The 17,881-nt window shown below is 63.5% G+C and carries 16 protein-coding genes; 3 read left to right on the plus strand and 13 right to left on the minus strand.

Going from position 1 to position 17,881, the window contains the following annotated elements:
* Positions 1-10 precede the first annotated feature (10 nt).
* The 11 genes from AC1DN0_RS02665 to AC1DN0_RS02715 all read right to left on the minus strand — a co-directional run bounded on the left by AC1DN0_RS02665 (position 11) and on the right by AC1DN0_RS02715 (position 12,425).
* The gene (locus AC1DN0_RS02665) at positions 11-601 is read right to left on the minus strand and encodes a PqiC family protein (RefSeq protein ID WP_441628118.1); all 591 of its coding nucleotides are present in this window, start codon (positions 599-601) and stop codon (positions 11-13) included.
* A complete protein-coding gene (locus tag AC1DN0_RS02670) occupies positions 601-2,247 on the minus strand; it encodes a PqiB family protein (RefSeq protein WP_441628120.1) in 1,647 nt (548 codons plus the stop codon). The genes AC1DN0_RS02665 and AC1DN0_RS02670 overlap by 1 nt, the downstream gene beginning before the upstream one ends.
* Positions 2,222-3,481 (minus strand): paraquat-inducible protein A, encoded by a 1,260-nt coding sequence (locus AC1DN0_RS02675; protein WP_441628122.1) that lies wholly within the window; start codon positions 3,479-3,481, stop codon positions 2,222-2,224. Before AC1DN0_RS02675 ends, AC1DN0_RS02670 begins: the two co-directional genes overlap by 26 nt.
* Entirely contained in the window at positions 3,478-4,956 is a 1,479-nt protein-coding gene (locus AC1DN0_RS02680) for an efflux transporter outer membrane subunit (RefSeq protein ID WP_477145517.1), read from the minus strand. Before AC1DN0_RS02680 ends, AC1DN0_RS02675 begins: the two co-directional genes overlap by 4 nt.
* 1 nt (position 4,957) lies before the next feature.
* Positions 4,958-8,194: an efflux RND transporter permease subunit gene (locus AC1DN0_RS02685; protein ID WP_441628126.1), complete on the minus strand. Its 3,237-nt coding sequence runs from the start codon at positions 8,192-8,194 to the stop codon at positions 4,958-4,960.
* 13 nt (positions 8,195-8,207) lie between these two features.
* Positions 8,208-9,461 carry an efflux RND transporter periplasmic adaptor subunit gene (locus tag AC1DN0_RS02690; RefSeq protein WP_441628128.1) on the minus strand — a complete coding sequence of 418 codons (1,254 nt, stop codon included), beginning with the start codon at positions 9,459-9,461 and terminating at the stop codon, positions 8,208-8,210.
* A 65-nt stretch (positions 9,462-9,526) separates the two neighbouring features.
* Positions 9,527-9,685 carry a hypothetical protein gene (locus AC1DN0_RS02695; protein ID WP_441628130.1) on the minus strand — a complete coding sequence of 53 codons (159 nt, stop codon included), beginning with the start codon at positions 9,683-9,685 and terminating at the stop codon, positions 9,527-9,529.
* Positions 9,686-9,740: 55 nt separating this feature from the next.
* The gene (locus AC1DN0_RS02700) at positions 9,741-10,214 is read right to left on the minus strand and encodes a YMGG-like glycine zipper-containing protein (RefSeq protein WP_441628132.1); all 474 of its coding nucleotides are present in this window, start codon (positions 10,212-10,214) and stop codon (positions 9,741-9,743) included.
* Between the two features lie 196 nt (positions 10,215-10,410).
* Entirely contained in the window at positions 10,411-10,971 is a 561-nt protein-coding gene (locus tag AC1DN0_RS02705) for a lipid-binding SYLF domain-containing protein (protein ID WP_441628134.1), read from the minus strand.
* Positions 10,972-11,130: 159 nt separating this feature from the next.
* Positions 11,131-11,517 (minus strand): response regulator transcription factor, encoded by a 387-nt coding sequence (locus tag AC1DN0_RS02710; protein ID WP_441628136.1) that lies wholly within the window; start codon positions 11,515-11,517, stop codon positions 11,131-11,133.
* 242 nt (positions 11,518-11,759) lie between these two features.
* Positions 11,760-12,425, minus strand: a complete 666-nt coding sequence (locus AC1DN0_RS02715) for an ankyrin repeat domain-containing protein (RefSeq protein ID WP_441628138.1) — start codon at positions 12,423-12,425, stop codon at positions 11,760-11,762.
* A 294-nt stretch (positions 12,426-12,719) separates the two neighbouring features.
* Between AC1DN0_RS02715 and AC1DN0_RS02720 the strand changes: the two genes are divergently transcribed.
* Positions 12,720-14,468, plus strand: a complete 1,749-nt coding sequence (locus AC1DN0_RS02720; RefSeq protein ID WP_477145518.1) for an outer membrane protein assembly factor BamB family protein — start codon at positions 12,720-12,722, stop codon at positions 14,466-14,468.
* A 2-nt stretch (positions 14,469-14,470) separates the two neighbouring features.
* On the plus strand, positions 14,471-15,082 hold the full coding sequence (locus tag AC1DN0_RS02725; RefSeq protein WP_441628142.1) for a c-type cytochrome: 612 nt from the start codon (positions 14,471-14,473) through the stop codon (positions 15,080-15,082).
* 165 nt (positions 15,083-15,247) lie between these two features.
* Here AC1DN0_RS02725 and AC1DN0_RS02730 read toward each other — a convergent pair whose 3' ends face one another.
* Positions 15,248-16,450, minus strand: a complete 1,203-nt coding sequence (locus AC1DN0_RS02730; RefSeq protein ID WP_477102403.1) for a urate hydroxylase PuuD — start codon at positions 16,448-16,450, stop codon at positions 15,248-15,250.
* Between the two features lie 30 nt (positions 16,451-16,480).
* Entirely contained in the window at positions 16,481-16,834 is a 354-nt protein-coding gene (gene uraH / locus AC1DN0_RS02735; protein ID WP_441628146.1) for a hydroxyisourate hydrolase, read from the minus strand.
* A 315-nt stretch (positions 16,835-17,149) separates the two neighbouring features.
* Here uraH and AC1DN0_RS02740 point away from each other — a divergent pair.
* Positions 17,150-17,881, plus strand: a 732-nt coding sequence (locus AC1DN0_RS02740) for a GntR family transcriptional regulator (protein WP_477145519.1), incomplete at its 3' end; no start/stop codon positions are given.

Consider the following 17,881-nt stretch of genomic DNA (forward strand, 5'->3'; position numbering starts at 1 on the left):
TCCCAAGTTGTCACTCTCCACGCGTCGTGCGGATCGCCGCGGCAATATCGCGGCAGACCGCGGCCAGCGCCCGGCTGTGCGCAGCGACCAGCGCATCGTAACCCTGAGCGCCGGCAGGCTCGCTCACGATACTGCGGCCGCTCACCGGCGTCCCCTGCTTTGGCGGCCGCACCAGCCACAACACCGAGATCGACGCCGCATCGCCCGGTGCGGAATCAAAGCGCTGGATGTCGACCGCAACCTGGTACGCCGTCGCACGATCAGCCCATTGCAAATAGCTTGAAACATGCGCACCGGGAAACAGCTGGGCCAGGTCTGCAGCCATCACGTTCGCAACCTGGCTCTTCAGCGGCTCGGCCCAGCGGGCGAACTCGTCGATCCTTACCTGCGTCGCATTGACCCGCAACACCAGTTGCGGGCGGTCGACAATGTCCGGCACCGCCACCAGCCCGATCGAGATAGCAAGTGGCGCGACACTGGCCTCAACGGGCACCGTTGTCCGCTCCGGACTCAAGGTATAGAAAACCGCCTGAGGCGAACTCGCGCAACCACCGAGCACCGAAACCGCAAGTACCGCAGCTATCAGAAGAAGAGAGCGCATCACTTCTTGTCCTCCGTCTTGCCGCGAATCAACGCTTCCGGATGGCGTTCGAGATAGTCCGCGAGAGCGCGAAGCGATGCCGCCGTGCGTGACAGCTCCCGCATCGTATCGGCTGTACTCTGCGACAGTGCCGAGTCCGGCTGCATCGCGCTGTTGGCCGAATCGAGCGCCGTGCGCGCCGACACAATCGCGGCGCGCGCCTCCGGCGCCACTTCCGCATCGAGCGTCTTGAGCAGCTTGTCCACATTTTGCAAGGTCACTCGGACATCCTTCCCGATGCCCTCGAACGGCACCTTGTTGAGCTTGGCAACCAGGCTTGTAATCGAGTCCTGAAGAGACTGCAGGCCGCCCGGAACCGTAGGCAACTCAGGCGGCTTGGCGTCCCAGTCCACCGTGGCCTTGGGAGCCGCGGGGAAGAAGTCCAGCGCGAGGTAGAGCTGCCCGGTCAGCAGGTTGCCGGTTCTAAGCTGCCCGCGGAAGCCATGTTCGACCAGCCACACAGCAAGCGCGTGAGGGTTGTCCGTGAGCCTGCCCCCCTTGACTCCCGTCTCATACCGCGACGTGAAACGCTCCGGATAGATCCGCACTTCGACCGGAATGCTGAACTCCTTCTTTTCCCGGTCGAAGCGCGTGTAGATCCCTGTCACCTCGCCCACCACGATGCCGCGGAAATCGACGGGCGCACCGACCGTCAGGCCGCGTACCGATTCCCTGAAGCTGAACACGAATGTCTCGGCAATCTTGTCATGGCGCTTCATCGCCTCCGCACGGTCGCGGAACAAATCGAACTGGGCGTTGGCCTCAGCCTGCGGTCCACTCTCTGCATCATCGGGGGACTGAAACGCGACCCCGCCAATGAGGATCGCGACCATCGATTGCGTATTGACCTTCACGCCGCTTGTATCGAGCGACACATCGACACCGCTTGCGTGCCAGAAGCGCGTATCGGCGTGCACATACTTGTCGTAGGGTGCATTGATAAAGACCCGCAGCGTGACACCATTTCCGTCGGCGTCCATGTTGTAGGAGGAAATCTGGCCGACCTGCAAGCGCCTGAAGAAAACGGGAGTGCCTATATCGAGCGAGCCCATATCCTCGCTCTTGAGCACGAACTCCTTCCCGGGGACATCCTTCGCGAAAACCGGCGGGGTCTCGAGGCCGACGAAGTCGCGTCGCGACTTGGTCTGGTTGCCGACGTCCGTGCCGATATACGAGCCGGACAGCAGCGTACCCAGGCCCGATACGGTGCCGCCGGAGATGCGCGGCCGCACGACCCAGAAGCGGGTGTCGTCGACCAGCAAGTCCGACGCGTCCTTGGCCAGTTCAGCGCTTGCAATGACGCCGCGATGGTCTTTTGACAGGATGACGCTCTTGACTACGCCGATGTCCACATCCTTGTACTTGATCTTGGTCTTTCCCGCCTCGAGACCTTCGCCGGTCTTGAAGCTGATGGTGATGGTCGGGCCTTTCTGGAGGATCGCCTGTGCCGCCAGCCAGCCGCCGATCAGCACTGCGATGAGCGGCACCAGCCAGACGAGTTGCAGGCGCCAGCGCGAGTGCTGCGTGGCGACCACCTCGGGAAAGTCAGGCGCGCCGGGTTCGTCGCCTTGTTCAGGAGGATTAGCCACGATCCTTCTCCACGGCATCCCAGATCAGACGCGGGTCGAACGACATAGCGGCGAACATCGTCAGCACCACCACCGCACCAAACGCGACCGAGGCCGGGCCGGCCTTGATCGTCGCCAGCGAACTGAACTGCACGAGCGCAACCAGAAGCGTGATGACGTAGATATCGAGCATCGACCAGCGCCCGACGATTTCCACCAGACGATAGATGCGCGCCCGCCTCTCACGCAACCATCGCGAGTGAAACTGTGCCGAACTGACGAGAAACAGCATGGCGATGATCTTGAGCATCGGCACCGCGATACTCGCAATGAATACCACGCATGCCAACAACCGGGAGCCCGAGGTCCAGAGGTAGACCACGCCGCTCAGGATCGTATCCTCCTCCGAGCCGAAGAGCGAACTCGTGTCCATCACGGGCAGCAGATTGGCCGGGATATACAGGATCATCGCTGCAATCAGGAACGCCCAGGTACGGGCGATGCTGGCCGGCTTGCGAAAGTGCAGGTGAGTGCCGCACCGCGGGCAGCTGCCTTCATGGGCATGAGGAGCCAGCCGCGACAACAGCCCGCAACTGTGGCAGACCAGCAAGCCCGCGCGGGCAGCCGTGGTGGCCGAGGCAGCGATCACGCCACGCCCTCTTACGTGCGATGCCGCATCTATCCGGGCCCACAGGTCGCGAACGTCGAAGGCGGAGGACGCGGCGGCGAGCAGCAGCATCACCGCCCCGAACGCCCACATGGCGACGCCGGTCACCACCGTGGCGATATGCGCGAGTTTGACCAGGGCGACCAGCATGCCGAGGATCAGGACTTCGGTCATGCCCCAGGGCGCCGCCAGTTCCAGGACGCGAAACACCGCGTCGGGCCGGCGCGGCAACCGTCGCAGCCGCAGCGGTAGCAAGAGATACGTCATCGCGAGCATTCTCAGCAGCGGCATCAGGAGCGTGGTGACGAACACGAGGCCGGCGAGCGGCCACATGCCGTCGCGATAGAGTATCCGAACCGCGCCGAACAGCGTCGTCTGGACCAGATCGCCGTTCACCGACAACCCTACCACCGGAAACATGTTCGCCACCACGAACAGCACGAGCGCCGCGAGCGTCAATGCAAGCGCGCGGTCGAGACTCTCCGGCCGGCTCCGATAGAGCTCCGCGCCGCAGCGCCGGCAGCGCGCGATGCCGGCTCTTGGCAACGCCGTCTCGCGCTGCAGCAGATCGCACTCGTGGCAGGCGATCAGGCGCGCCGCTGTCATGGCAGTGATTTGCTTGTGCCGGAGGGCGATGCGTCCGGTGGCACGGATTTGCCGCCGTCGCCATACACTACCGAGGTCATACGTTCCGCGTCGACCACCCAGCCGCCACCCATCGCTTTATAGAGATTCACGCTTGAGGTAAAGACCRTTCCCTGCGCTTGGGCGTAACTCAGTTGCGCGTTGAAGAGGCTGCGCTCGGCATCCAGCACCTCGATGTAGCTCGTGTATCCGCCCTCGTAGCGCAACCGTGCGAGCCTAGCGTAGGTCGCCAGCGCGTCGACCTGCCGTCCCTGCACAATGAGTTTCTCGCGCGTCTTCTGCAAGGACACCAGCGAGTCCGCGACCTCCTGGAAAGCTACCTGGATCGCCTTCTGGTACGTGAACAGCGCCTGTTGCTGCAGTGCCTCGGCCTGCTTGACCTGCCCGCTGATGTTGCCCGCGGTGAAGATCGGCACCGTCACCGCACCGGCGTATGACCACAACCTGGCCGGGCCGGTGAAGAGCTGCGAGAACTGGGTGCTCGCCGTGCCGAACACGCCAGTCAGCGAGATCGACGGGAAGTAGAGCGCGCGCGCCGCGCCAATCAGCGCGTTGGCGGCGATCAGGTCCTGCTCGGCCTGCCGCAGGTCGGGGCGGCGTTCGAGCAATTCGGATGGCAATCCGGCCGGCACCAATGGCAACACCAGGTCGTCCAGCTTGCGGTCACGCTGGATCGGTTGCGGGTTCTGCCCCAGGAGGATGGATAGCGCATCCTCCTGTTGCGCGATCTGGAGTTCGATCTGCGGAATCGTCGACAGCGAGGATTCGTATTCGGACTGGCTCTGCGCCAGTTCCATCTGTGAAACTTCCCCGCCCTTGTAGCGCAGATCGAATACGTGCACCGACTCTGCCCGGCTTGCCACGGTCGCCTTGGCGATTTCCAGTTGCCGGTCGAGCGACAGCAGATTCACATAGGACGACGCCACGGAAGCGACGAGCGTCAGGATCGTCGCGCGCCTGCCTTCCTCGCTCGCCAGCAGGCTCGCCCGGGCGGACTCGGTCTGACGGCGCAGCTTGCCGAAGACATCGATCTCCCATGCCGCCGAGAGCGTCGCCTGGTACTGGTTGAATACCTGTCCGACGCCGGACGGCAATGTCGTCGTCCCTAGCGGCACGCGCTCACGCTGTGCCCCGGCCCCTGCGCCGAGTTGCGGGAACAACTGCGAGCGCGTGCTCTGGAATTGCCCGAGAAACTGCTCGACGCGCGCCGCCGCGATCTTCACGTCCTTGTTCTCGGCCAGCGCCGTCGCGATCAGATCGTTGAGCGCCGGATCCTCGAACTGCACCCACCACGTCGTATTGACGAGATCCTGAGCATCCGCCTCGGCAAAGCGGAAGGTAGCCGGCGTGTTGACGGCCGGCCGCTGATAGTTCGGCCCGAGCAGGCAACCGCCGAGCGTCAGCAAGGCCATTAGCGAAAGAGCCGAAGTGCGCATGTCATTCGTCCTCGCGTCTGGCGGACGGCGTGGCCGTCGGGCCGCCCGCTCCCGCCCCAATGGAGCCCGGTGCCGGCTCGCCGGGCGCGCCGCCTTCCGGACCGGGAGTCTTCTTGCCTCCGCCCTTCTTCTCCGACATGGTTTCGAGCACGTAGAAGAACATCGGGATGAAAAACACCGCGATCACCGTGGCGCCGAGCATGCCGCCAATGACGCCGGTCCCGATCGAATGCCGGCTGTTCGCCGATGCGCCGAGTGCGATCGCCAGCGGCACGCAGCCCAGGATGAAGGCAAGGGAGGTCATCACGATCGGACGCAGCCGTTCGGTCGCCGCCGTGACCGCGGCGTCATAGACCGACTCACCCTGTTCCCGGTTCAGCACGGCAAACTCGAAGATCAGGATCGCGTTCTTGGCCGCCAGCGCCACCAGCATCGTGAGGCCGATCTGGAAGTAGACGTCGTTATCGAGGCCGCGCAGCAGGATGGCAAGCAACGCGCCAAAGAGCGCAAACGGCACCGCCATCAGCACGCCCACCGGCAAGCTCCACTTCTCGTACTGCGCAGCGAGAATCAGGAACACCATGATCAGGCCGAACACGAACACAAGCGCCGACGAGCTGCTGGCCTTCAGGGCTTCGTACGCCTCGCCGCTCCACCCCACCCCGTAGTCGTTGGGCATCACCTCGTCCGCCACCTCTTGCAGCGTGGAAAGGACCTGCCCCGAGCTGTATCCCGGGGCCGCATTGGCGGTAATCTTGACCGCCGGGAAATTATTGAAGCGCGTCACCAGATCCGGACCGGTGACGAACTTGGTGGTCACCACGGCCTTGAGCGGTACCATGTTGCCGGTCTTGCCGCGCACGAAGATCTGGTCGAGATCCCCGGGCTTGAGCCGGTAGGACGGCTCCGCTTGCAGGATGACCTGCCAGAGCCGGCTCGAACGATTGAACTGCGAGACGTACAGCGAGCCGAACATGGTCTGCATCGCGCTGTACACTTCCTCGACCGGCACCCCCAGGGTTTCCGCCTTTTCACGGTCCACGTTGACCAGCAGCTGCTGTGCCGCCGCATTGAAGGTCGACGTGACGCGGGCCAGTTCGGGCCGCTGCTTCGCCTTGGCCATGAAGTCGTTCACCACGCCCGCGAGTTGCGGGATGGAACCGTCCCCTTTGCTCTGGATCCACATCTCCGTGCCGCCGGTCGTACCCAACCCCGGGATCGACGGCGGATTGACCGGCAGGATGATCCCCTCTTTTACCTTCGACAGCTGCTCGTAGGCGTCGATCAGCACGGCGCGCGCATTCTGCGTTTTGATGTTGGCGAATTTATAGCGCTCGTCGAAGCTCTTGAACCCGATAAAGAACGCTCCGGCGTTATTCTTGTTCTGGCTGTCGAGCAGGCTATAGCCGTCGACCACCGTGACGCTGCCCACGGCCGGCTGCTTCATGAAATAGTCGGTCACGTGCTGTGACACCGCCCCGGTGCGATCCAGGCTCGCGGCGTCCGGCATGATCACCGCCCCGAGCAGATAGCCCTGGTCCTCGGGCGGGAGAAACGAGGTCGGGATCGACCGCATCATGACAACCGCAAGCGCGATCATGCCGACGAACAGCAACAAGGCGACCACGAAGCGCTTGATGACCATCTTCACCAGGTTCGTATAGCCAGCGGTCATGCGCCCGAAGGCATTCTCGAACCACCTGAAGAAGCCCTTCTTTTCATGGTGTCCGGGTTTCAGCAGCAATGCCGCCAGCGCAGGCGACAGCGTGAGCGCGACCAGCCCCGAGAACACCACCGAGATCGCAATGGTAATGGCGAACTGCTTGTACAGTTGTCCGGTAATACCCCCAAGGAACGCCACCGGCACGAATACGGCGCACAGCACAAGCACGATCGCGATCACCGGCCCCGTGACTTCGTCCATGGCCCGTTTGGCGGCGTCCTTCGGATTCAGCTTGTGGACGCTCATATTCCGTTCGACGTTCTCGATCACCACGATGGCATCGTCCACCACGATGCCGATCGCCAGCACCATGCCGAACAAGGTCAGCATGTTGATCGAAAACCCGAGCGCCATCATGCCCATGCAGGTACCGACAATCGACACAGGCACCGCCAGCACCGGGATCAAAGTGGCGCGCAGGCTCTGCAGGAACACGAACACGACGATCACCACCAGCACGAGTGCTTCGAAGAAGGTGTGAATGACGTCCGAGATCGACGCACGGGTGAACTCGGTCGTGTCCATCGCGATTTCGTACTCAAGCCCTTCCGGAAACGACTTCTTCATCTCCGCCAGCGTCTTGCGCACCTGGTTGGACACGTCGAGCGCGTTGGCGCCCGGCTGCTGATAAACGGCGATCACCGTCGCCGGCTTGCCCTGGAACTTGCTACGGATCGAATAGTCCTTGCTGCCGAGTTCGGCACGGCCGACGTCCTTGAGACGCACCATCGCGGCATCGCCGCTCGCCGCGCGCAGGATGATGTTCTCGAACTCGGCCGGATTGCTCAGGCGGCCGGTGGTGGTTACCGCGAATGACTGCTCGACTGCCGTGCCGGTTGGCGACTGGCCGATGCTGCCGACCGCGAACTGCTGGTTCTGGTTGGCGACCGCCTTCTGCACGTCGGAGGCCGTGATACCGAGCTGCGCCATGCGGTCAGGCTTGAGCCAGATACGCATCGCGTAATCAGGCGTGCCGAAGATGCTCGACTGATTGGCGCCGGGTATGCGCTTTAGCGCATCCAGCACGTAGATGTTGGTGTAGTTGGCAATGTAGGTTGCATCGTAGCGTTCGCTGGGCGAGTAGATGGCGAGGACCATCATGAACGCCGAGGATTTCTTCTGCACCTGGATGCCTTGGGCCTGAACCGACGAAGGCAATTGCGGCAGCGCCAGGTTCACCCGGTTCTGCACATCGACCTGGGCAAGCTCGGGGTTGGTGCCGATCTCGAAAAAGACGTTAAGGGTGAAGTTGCCGGTCGATGAACTCGAAGAGTTCATGTAGATCATGTTGTCCGCGCCATTGACCTGCTGCTCGATCGGCGCGGCGACATTGTTTGCAACCACATCCCCGGTCGCACCGGGGTACGTGGCGGAGACGGTAATCTGCGGCGGCGTAATGTCAGGATACTGCGCGATGGGCAGGTTGAGCATCGCCAGCGCGCCGCCGAGCGTGATCACGATCGAAATGACCGACGCGAAGATCGGCCGGTCAATGCAGAAATGGGAAATGTTCATTTCGCCTGCCCGGTCAGTTCGTCGCGATAGTGTCAGACTGACGCCGCGACAGGCTTCGCTCTTCGCTGCGCGGCGTATCGGCGGCGGCTTTCTGGGCCGGCGCCTGCGTGATTTTCAGCGGCGTGTCGGCGACGACGCGAATGGCGCCGTCGACGACGATCCGCTCGCCGGCTTTCAGGCCCGCGTTGATGAACCAGTCATCGCCGTTCCATTCCCCGACTTCGACAACCCGTTGATGGCCTTTCGAATCCTTATCGACGGTCCAGACGAAATGGCTCTTGGAACCCTGCAACACGGCACGTCGCGGCACGAGAATCGCATTGGGGCGCACCGCGCCGGCAACCCGTGCGCGCACGAACTGCCCGGGGCGCAGGGTGCCTTGCGGATTGGCGAACGAGGCCCGCACGAGGAAGGTTCCGGTTTGCGTGTTGAATGCCGGATTGGTGAAATTGATATGGCCGCTGCCCGGGAACAGGCTGCCATCGGCAAGCACAACCGTGACCTCGAAGTCGTTGTTGGGCGGAAACCGCAGCTGTCCCTTCTCGACCTGGTCGCGGTAGGACAGCAATTCATTTTCGGAAATGCTGAAGTTCACCCACATCGGATCAAGCTGGTAAACATAGGTCAGCAAGCCCGTCGCGGCCGCTGTCACGTAGCTGCCGTCCTGCTGCCTTGCGAAGCTCGACAGACCCATGAGCGGGGACTTGATCGTCGTGTAGCTCAGGTTGAGCTCCGCGGTCCGGACCTCGCCTTGGGCGGCGATCACCGCGGCCTCGGCCTCCTTTTCGTTGCCCGTCGCGTTGTCAAGGTCCTTCTGGCTGAGGGCGTTCTGAGCGGCTAGCGGAACCACGCGGGCCAGATTGGCCTTGGTCACGGTGAGCCTGGCCTGCTGCTGCGCGAGCTGGCCTTTTGCCGACTGGAGTGCCGCTTCGAATGGCTTGGCGTCCATCAGGAAGAGCGTCTCCCCGGCACGCACCAGCGCACCCTCGGTATAGACGCGCTTTTCCAGGAAGCCGTCGACACGTGCGCGAATCTCGACCTCGCGCGAACTTTGCGTCTGGGCGGTGAACTCGAATTCGACCGGCGTGTCACGCTGCGCGACAGTCATGACTGTCACTTCGGTTATCGCACGCGGCACTTCGTTCGCCTGCTTGTGGCAGCCGGCAAGCAGCACTAAGGTCGCCCCGGCAAACGCGAACTGCAGGCGGGCGCGGTTGAGCGCGTGCCTGCAACCGACGTTTACGATCCGCGAAGGTGAAATCACCATTTGAGTCTCCCATTGGGAACTCGGACTCTTGGAACACAACGCAAGCACGCCGGACCCGCAGCCAGCTACGGCGGCATGCCGTAGCCAGACAGCACAAGCACGTCGTCGCGATTCACCAGCATCAACGCCATTGCGCCGGGGATCTCGCCGAGCGCGATAGTCCCCGCGTCTCTGCGCCATGCTGTCGCGGACGCGAACGCGGTTCGCCTTGGTTTCGTTGTCATCTGTGGATCCCCAACTCTCCGCCCCTGCCCTCTACTGCACTACCGCACTACAGCACTACTGCACCGTGTATCCCCGGCCCGTCATGCACGCCGCCACCGCCCGGTTGAACGTGGCCATTTGCTGGGACGCCTGTTGCTGACCCGCTTGCTGCTGTTCGGCCGCGGCCTGGTTGCCGCGTCGCTGGCGCGAGCCACCGACCACGGTCCCCGTGACCGCGCCAGCCGCCGCACCCTTGCCGGCATCGCCCGCGATCGCACCCACCGCAGCGCCTACGGCGGCGCCGCCCGCGGCGCCCCTGACCCGCCCCCCTTGCTGCGGCGGAGCACTTGGCTGGCCGGATTGCTGCGCAATGGCAACGGGATCCACCCCGGTGTTCTGCTTCGCCCACAACTGGCATTCGGCGGTGTCCGAGTTCTGCTTCTGCGTACTCTGCCCCTTGGCTGGATAGATGATGGGCTGCTGCGCGGCGGCACCGAACGCCAGCATCCACGCGATCAGGCCAATTGGGACTCGCTGCATTCGTAGCATGACCTGAGACTCCCCCATATTCCTTGGCCGGCCAGTTCGCTGGTCCTCCGTGAACCAGGCCAACAGGCAATGCCGCGCAATGCACGCCGCCCCACGCTGCTGTCGCGCTCAGGCGAACCTAACGCGCGTCGAGCGCAAGGGGCGCGACGCGCGTTAGCTGTAAGTGGAGCCCCACCGACAGGCACCGTCATCGGCTTCATTTACTGAGCTTGGTGATCTTCTGACCTTGCAAGCCGAGGCCGGCCATCAAGCCCTGCTGCCCATAGATGAAGGCGTAGACGTCCGATGTCAGGTTTTGGCTGGTCATGGATTTTGCAACGCCCTCATCCACCACGACAACGCTCGGCCCAACGCCAACCGACAACCCGTCACTATCATTGAGATCGCTCAAAGCCTTGTCGTTCATGAAGAACATTGCCAGTGAGAAGGTCTGGGCGCCCGCCTGCAGGCCATACGAGACCGCCGTGGCGTTGTAGTAGCCCAGCACCCTGCCATCCGGGGCAAACATCACGCCGTTGCCGCCTTGCGCGCCCACGAGGAAGCCCGCTTTCATGATGTCGGGGAACACGATAACCCCCTTCGCCGCGGTCAGGAGGTTCTTGGTCCTGGGATTCGTATCATTCAGCTTTGCCAGGGCCGCACGCGCGGCCGCTTCCAGCTGCGGGTCACCGCCCACGGTTGACGTCTGCTGGGTCGAACAGGCTACCGCGACCAGCATGACCGGAATCGCGAGAATGAGCCGAAGGTACTTGATCATGATGCGTGCTCCATTCAGAAAATGACGACATGGTGTAAAGCGCATTCCCACCTGATGTTCTTGCCGGTTCATATCAATAGTGATATCCGGGTCCCGCTAAAACAATTGGACCTTGGTCCAATAGCCGCTTGCCGGGCGCTCGAAGCCGGTTCGCGTTCCTCACCCCTCGGAAGTCGGATCGATGGCCGTGCGCACGGCCTTGATAAAGATTTCATCGTTAAACGGCTTGCGCAGATAGGCCGCCGCTCCAGCCGCCAAAGCCTGCTCGCGGACACCGGCTTCGTCATGCGCCGTGATGAAGATCACCGGGATGCCGCTGCCCGTGAGCCGCCGCTGGACCTCAAGCCCGTTCAGGCCGGACATCTGCACATCGAGCACGACGCAGCCTGGGCGATATGACGGAATGGAATCGAACATATCCAGGAACTCGTCCCCGGTTTTGAACGTTTCCGATGACAGCCCGATGGAGCGCAAAAGCCGCTTGATGGCACGACGCACCGATTCGTCGTCATCAACCACTGCGACGAACGGTTTGACTTTGCTCATGGCGAAATTCCCCATACAGGCACCGCAGGGCCCCACCTGATTCGACGCTCGATTAAGACTATGACAGTTGGAAGACCGCAGATATTGGACTTTGGTCCAACTACGCGCGAGGATGCGGGCGCCCCCCGGCGCCCGCATCCTCGCGGCGTACGGCGGTCTGACGAGGCGGTAGCGGAATCCCGGCATGACGGCGGGCCAGGCCGGCATCGGGTGCCGGGCCTGCCGCGCCGCAAGCAAGGCGCTCAGCGCGGCGCGTCCAGCAAGCTCGCCACCTTCGACGCGTGCACCTGCTCCGCGATCTCGCGCGCGGTCAGTCCGCGATTGTCGCGCAGATCCTGCCTGGCACCTTTGGCGAGCAGCAGGCGCACCGTATCGGCCCGGTCGTAGCCGGCCGCCCACATCAGCGCGGTGAGCCCGTTGCCGTAGGTGGCGTTGACGTCCACGCCAGCATCCAGCAACTGCCGCACCACCCCTGCGTGGCCCTCGCCTGCCGCATAGACCATGGCGCTCTTGTTGACGCGATCCGTGGCTGTCAGATCAGGATGGCGCACCAGCAGCATCGCCACGATCTCCTCATAGCCGCCAAAGGCCGCGGCCATCAGCGGCGTGACGCCTTGCACGTTGGCCTGGCTGACATTGGCGCCGTGATCGACCAGCGTGCGCGCCATCTCGGTCAGGCCCCGCTTGCTGGCGGTGAGCAATGCGGTATCGCCAATGCGGTTGCGCGCGTCCACCGCCGCTCCTTGTTGCAGCGTGGCACGCACACCCGCGGCGTCGCCCGCCCTGGCGGCCGCGAGCAAGCGGGCATTGAGGCCGATGTCGTCGTCTGCCCTTGCCGGCAGCCACAACATGCCCATGCCGCAGAGCAGCGCGGCGATCCCCGCGCGCCATCCTGTGCGTCCGTCCATGTCCGTCTCCCCCGCCACGCATAGGTGGCCAGCCTCATCGCTGCACGTTTCCGGCTAAGTGTGGTGCGTAAGGCGCGCTAATTCAAGGAGCGTCCGAGCGCGTGTTGCGGCGCGGCATGTTTTGATATTGCGGCGCGGCGGCGGCAGTGATGCAAGCGATTGCGATACAAGGTTGTTTTGCCTGCACTCTTTCCTATACTGCTTTTGACCCCGGGCCGCCTCGGTGYGCAACGCGCACATGCTTTTGTCCTGGGAAAGCCGGGGGCACAAAAGAATGCAAGAAAGGAGCTCCCCATGCTCGCAGCTCGCAGCCCTTCCCGGTTGACCCTCCCCCTGCTACTCCTGGCCCTTGCCGCCTGCGCCGCGTCCGTTGCGACCGTCGCCTTCGGCGCGGACGAAATCCAGGGCGCCGCCACGACGACCGGCGCCGCCATGACCAGGCCCCTGCCATCGGTTACGCAGGCGCAACTCGATGCCGCCGGCGGCAATGCGAACGACTGGCTGCACTCGAACGGCTCCTACCTGCAAACCCGCTATTACCCGGGCAGCCAGATCAACACCAAGAACGTCGCCAGGCTCAAGCCGGCCYTCCAGTTCCAGACCGCCGTGATCGAGTCCATGGAGACCGCGCCGATCGTGGTCAACGGCGTGATGTTCCTGACCACCTCTTACAACCACGTCTATGCGATCGATGCCGTGACCGGCAAGGAGTTCTGGCACTACAAGCACAAGATGGGTCCGATCACGACCTTCTGCTGCGGCCCGAACAATCGCGGCGTGGCTGTCAGCGGCGACCGCCTCTACATGGGCACGCTCGACGCCAAGCTGGTCGCGCTCGATGCCAAAACCGGCAAGTTGCTGTGGGAAACCCAGATCGCCAATCCCGAGCTGGGCTATTCGGAAACCATGGCACCGGTCGTGGTGGACGACAAGATCCTGATCGGCACCAACGGCGGGGAGTACGGCATCCGTGGCTTCCTCAAGGCTTACAGCGTCACCGACGGCAAGCTGCTGTGGACCTTTTACACCATCCCCGAGAAAGGGCATGAAGGCGTCTGGGCCACCACGGACGCGACGGGACGCGACATGAAGCGCGACATCGCGGCGGAGAAGAAGCAACTGGCCGACAAGGGCGGCGACTTCTACAAGTCCCTTGGTGGCGGCGTCTGGATGCCGCCGGCGATCGACCGCAAGAACAAGATGGCGATCTTCGTGGTGGGCAACCCATCGCCCGACCTGTATGGTGCCATCCGCCCCGGAGACAACCTCTATACCGACTCGATGGTGGCAGTCGACCTGGATACCGGCGCCTACAAATGGCACTCCCAATATGTCGCCCATGACGTGTGGGACCTTGACGCCGCCAGCCCGCCGATCCTGGTCGACGTGCGCGACAAAAGCGGCCAGATGATTCCCGGCGTGATTCACGGCGGCAAGACCGGCCACATCTATGTGCATGACCGCCGCGATGGCCATCTGATCCGCTTCTCCCAGGCCATGATCCCGCAGGAGAACATGTGGACGCTGCCCACCGCCTCCGGCGCGCGCATGCTGCCGGGCGCCAACGGTGGCGTGGAATGGTCGCCGATGGCGTTCGACCCGAAGACGCGGCTGGCCTATGCCGCCAACCTGCACCAGCCCATGACTTACCAGGTGGAAGCGACGCCCTACCCCGGTGGCAAGCTATGGCTGGGCGGCGCGTTCAAGACCATCCCGTCCGAGGCGCAATGGGGCAAGCTCTCCGCGGTCAATATCGATACCGGCAAGGTTGCCTGGGACTTTAAGACCGAGCAGCCGCTGATCGGCGGCGTGCTGGCCACCGCCGGCGGGCTGGTGTTCAACGGGGAAGGCAACGGCCTGTTCAGGGCCTTCGACRCGAGCACGGGCAAGAAGCTGTGGGAGTACCAATGCGGCGCCGGGGTCAACGCACCCGCGGTTTCCTACATGGTGGGCGGCAAGCAGTACATCGCGGTAGCGGCGGGCGGCAACACGCAACTGGACTTCAAGCGCGGCAACACCGTGCTGGTGTTCGCCGTGCAATAGGCATGCGCATCCCCCTCGGACGGCCCCGGCAGTTTGCGCTGTCGGGGCTGGCACTTGTTCTGTGCGTGTTGCTGGCATGCGCGGCCGGCATCGCGCGCGCCGACCCCGAGGCCGGCAAGCGCAAGGCGGAAACCTGCGTGGCTTGCCACGGGCCGACGGGAAACCCCGGCAATCCGGGCTATCCGGTGCTCGCCGGCCAGACCGCGCGCTACATCTACATGCAGCTAAAGGACTTCCAGGAAGGCCGCCGCGGCCACCCGCCGATGACGCAGATGGCCGCGCCGCTATCGCGCGAGGATATGCTGGACCTGGCGGATTATTTCGCTGCGCAGAAGCCCATTCCTTCCCAGTTCAAGGCAGACGGGCAAAAAGTGGAAGCCGGCAGGAAGAAGTCCGAAGAGGTGCTCTGCACCATGTGCCATCTCGGCGGCTTCAGCGGGCAGAATGAAATTCCCCGCGTGGCCGGACAGCAGTACGCCTATATCGTCAAGCAACTGGAAGACTTCCGCTCGCGCAAGCGCACCAATGACGCCGGCAACATGACCAGCGTGGCGCGTGGCTTGTCAGACGCGGATATCCAGAACCTCGCCAACTACATAGCGAACCTGCAATAGGCCCCTGGCCCGCCGCCGTGCGGAAACAAAAAAACGGGGCGTGCGCCCCGTTCAAACCCTCGCCAGTCCAGACCTCCGGCCACAAGCTGCACGGCCACCGGACCGTCGATCACCGATGCTCGGTCAGGGGGGATCCGCGAGGATCCCCGTCAATCAGTTGGCGGATCAGTTGGTCGTCTTGGCGCCGGCCTCGAACCACTGGCCCAGCAGCGCCCGTTCGTCGTCCGTGATCTGCGTGACGTTGCCAAGCGGCATGGCCTTCTGCTGCACCGCTTGCTGATAGATCAGCTGCGCGTGCGCCTTGATCTCGTCGGCCGTGTCCAGCTTGATGCCCTTGGCGGCAGTCGGCATCATCTTCGGCGCGGCGGCATGGCACTGGACGCAGCGCGAGTTGATAACCTCCTGCACCTTGGTAAAGCTCACCTGCGCGGCAGCACCATCCTTGTTCGCCACCGTCTCGCGCGGCTGCGGCGCGATCATGACCGCGACCACGGCCAGCACCGCGACACCGGCGGCAGGCCAGGCGACATTGATCTTGCCCTTGTGCTTGAGGATGAAGAACTGGCGGATCAGCACGCCGGCCAGCATGATCAGCACCAGCACGGCCCAGTTGTACTTGTAGCTGTAGGTCATGCTGTAGTGGTTCGACAGCATGGCGAACAGCACCGGCAGCGTGAAGTAGGTGTTATGCACGCTGCGCTGCTTGGCGTTCTTGCCATGCACCGGATCCACCGGATCGCCGGCGCGCAGCGCGGCAACCACCTTGCGCTGGCCGGGAATGATCCACACCAGCACGTTGGCGCTCATGATGGTGGCGATCATCGCGCCGGTCAGCAGGAACGCCGCGCGGCCCGAGAACACGTGGCAGGCCACGTAAGCAGCCAGCGCGACGTAGATCGCCACCAGGATGCCGACGGTGCGGTCGCTCTTGCCAAACACGCGGCAGATGCAGTCGTAGACCACCCAGCCCACGGCGAGGTAAGACAGCGCAAACCCGATCGCCGCGCCCGCCGACATGTCCATGACGTTCTTGTCGACCAGGAACGTGCTGGCGTTGAACAGGTACAGCACCACCAGCAGGCCGAAACCGGTCATCCAGGTGGAATACGACTCCCAGTAGAACCAGTGCAGGTTCTCCGGCAATGTCTTGGGCGCGCTCAGGTATTTCTGCGGGTTGTAGAAGCCGCCGCCGTGCACCGCCCATAGCTCGCCGCCCACGCCTTTCTCCTGCAGGTCGGGGTCATCGGGGCGGGTCAGGCTGTTGTCCAGCCAGACGAAATAGAACGAGGAACCGATCCATGCGATCGCGGTGATTACGTGCACCCACCGCAGCAGCATATTGGCCCAGTCGAGGATATAGCCTTCCATGTCTTGTCTCCTTTGTTTCCCGTACCGCGCTCAACTGCCGCGGTAGGTCGAGTACGACCAGGGGGAAACCAGCAGCGGCACGTGGTAGTGCGCGGCGGTATCGGCAATACCGAAACGCAGCGTCACCACGTCGAGGAAAGCTGGCTCGGGCAACTTCGTGCCCTGGGCGCGGAAATAATCGCCGGCACCGAATTCGAGTTCGTACACCCCGGCGGCCATGGTGTCGCCATCCAGCAGGGGCTGGTCGCAACGGCCATCGTGGTTGGTGACGACTGTCTTCAGCGTCTCCTTGCGATTGTCGACAATTTTATGCAGGGTAATCGACATGCCGGCGCCGGGTGCGCCGGCTGCGGTGTCGAGTACATGAGTGGTCAAGCGTCCCATCCTGTTCTTCCTTAGGGCTTTGGGTTGTGAGAGGCGCCGCTGCCTTCACTAGCACCATTTGTGGGAATGGTGCCCGCTCGGTACGTATTTCTAACGCATCCCGGCGCTGGACTGGTGCAGGGCGACAATGCTTTGCACCACTCCGTATGGCAACTCGGGAATTACCCTGAGTTGTCGAAAACCTAGCTCGGTTTTGTTGACAATATTGCCGCCATAACCAAATAATTGTCAACAATTTTTGGGGCGCGCCACCCTGCTTTTACTCGCTGCCGGCGGCGCGCCGCTCCCCCTCCTCACCAATACACTGGTGCCAAGATGTCCAAGAGTCTCAAGCTGATTGGCGGTGCCGATGACACCGCCGCCCCGACCGAAATCAAGCCCGCCCGCAGGGGCTCCGTCGAGGAGCGCATGTATCACGAGATCTATGACGCGATCATGGAGCACCGGCTGCCGCCGCGCACCAAGCTGACCGAGCATTCGCTGTGCGAAATCTATGCCACCGCGCGCCACACGGTGCGCAAGGTACTGGCGCACCTGGCCGCAGACGGCATGGTCGATCTCGAGCCCAACCGCGGCGCCTTTATCGCCAGCCCCTCCACCGACGAAGCGCACGACATGTTCGAGCTGCGCCAGATGCTGGAGCGCGCCGTGCTGGAAAAGCTTGCCGCCATGCGCGACGTCAAGCGCGTGATCGCGCCGCTGCGCAAGATGGTAGAGGCCGAGCGCCAGGCTTTCCTCACCAATGAGCGCCCCAAATGGATCCGCCTGTCGGCCGAGTTCCATACCGCGCTGGCCGAACTCTCCGGCAACGCGCTGCTGGTCACCATGATGCGTCGGCTGGTCTCGCGCACCACGCTGATGATTGCCAGCGTCGAGGCGCCAGGCAATAACGCCTGCTCCTTCGACGAGCACGAAGAGATTCTCGATGCACTGGAACAGGGCGACGCCGCCCTGGCCCAGAGCCGCATGGCGCACCACCTCGGCGCCTGCGCCGACCGCGTCCAGCCGGACGAACCGGGCAATTTCGATCTTCGCAGCGTGCTGGGT

The sequence above is a fragment of the Cupriavidus sp. 05N39 genome, assembly GCF_056397325.1.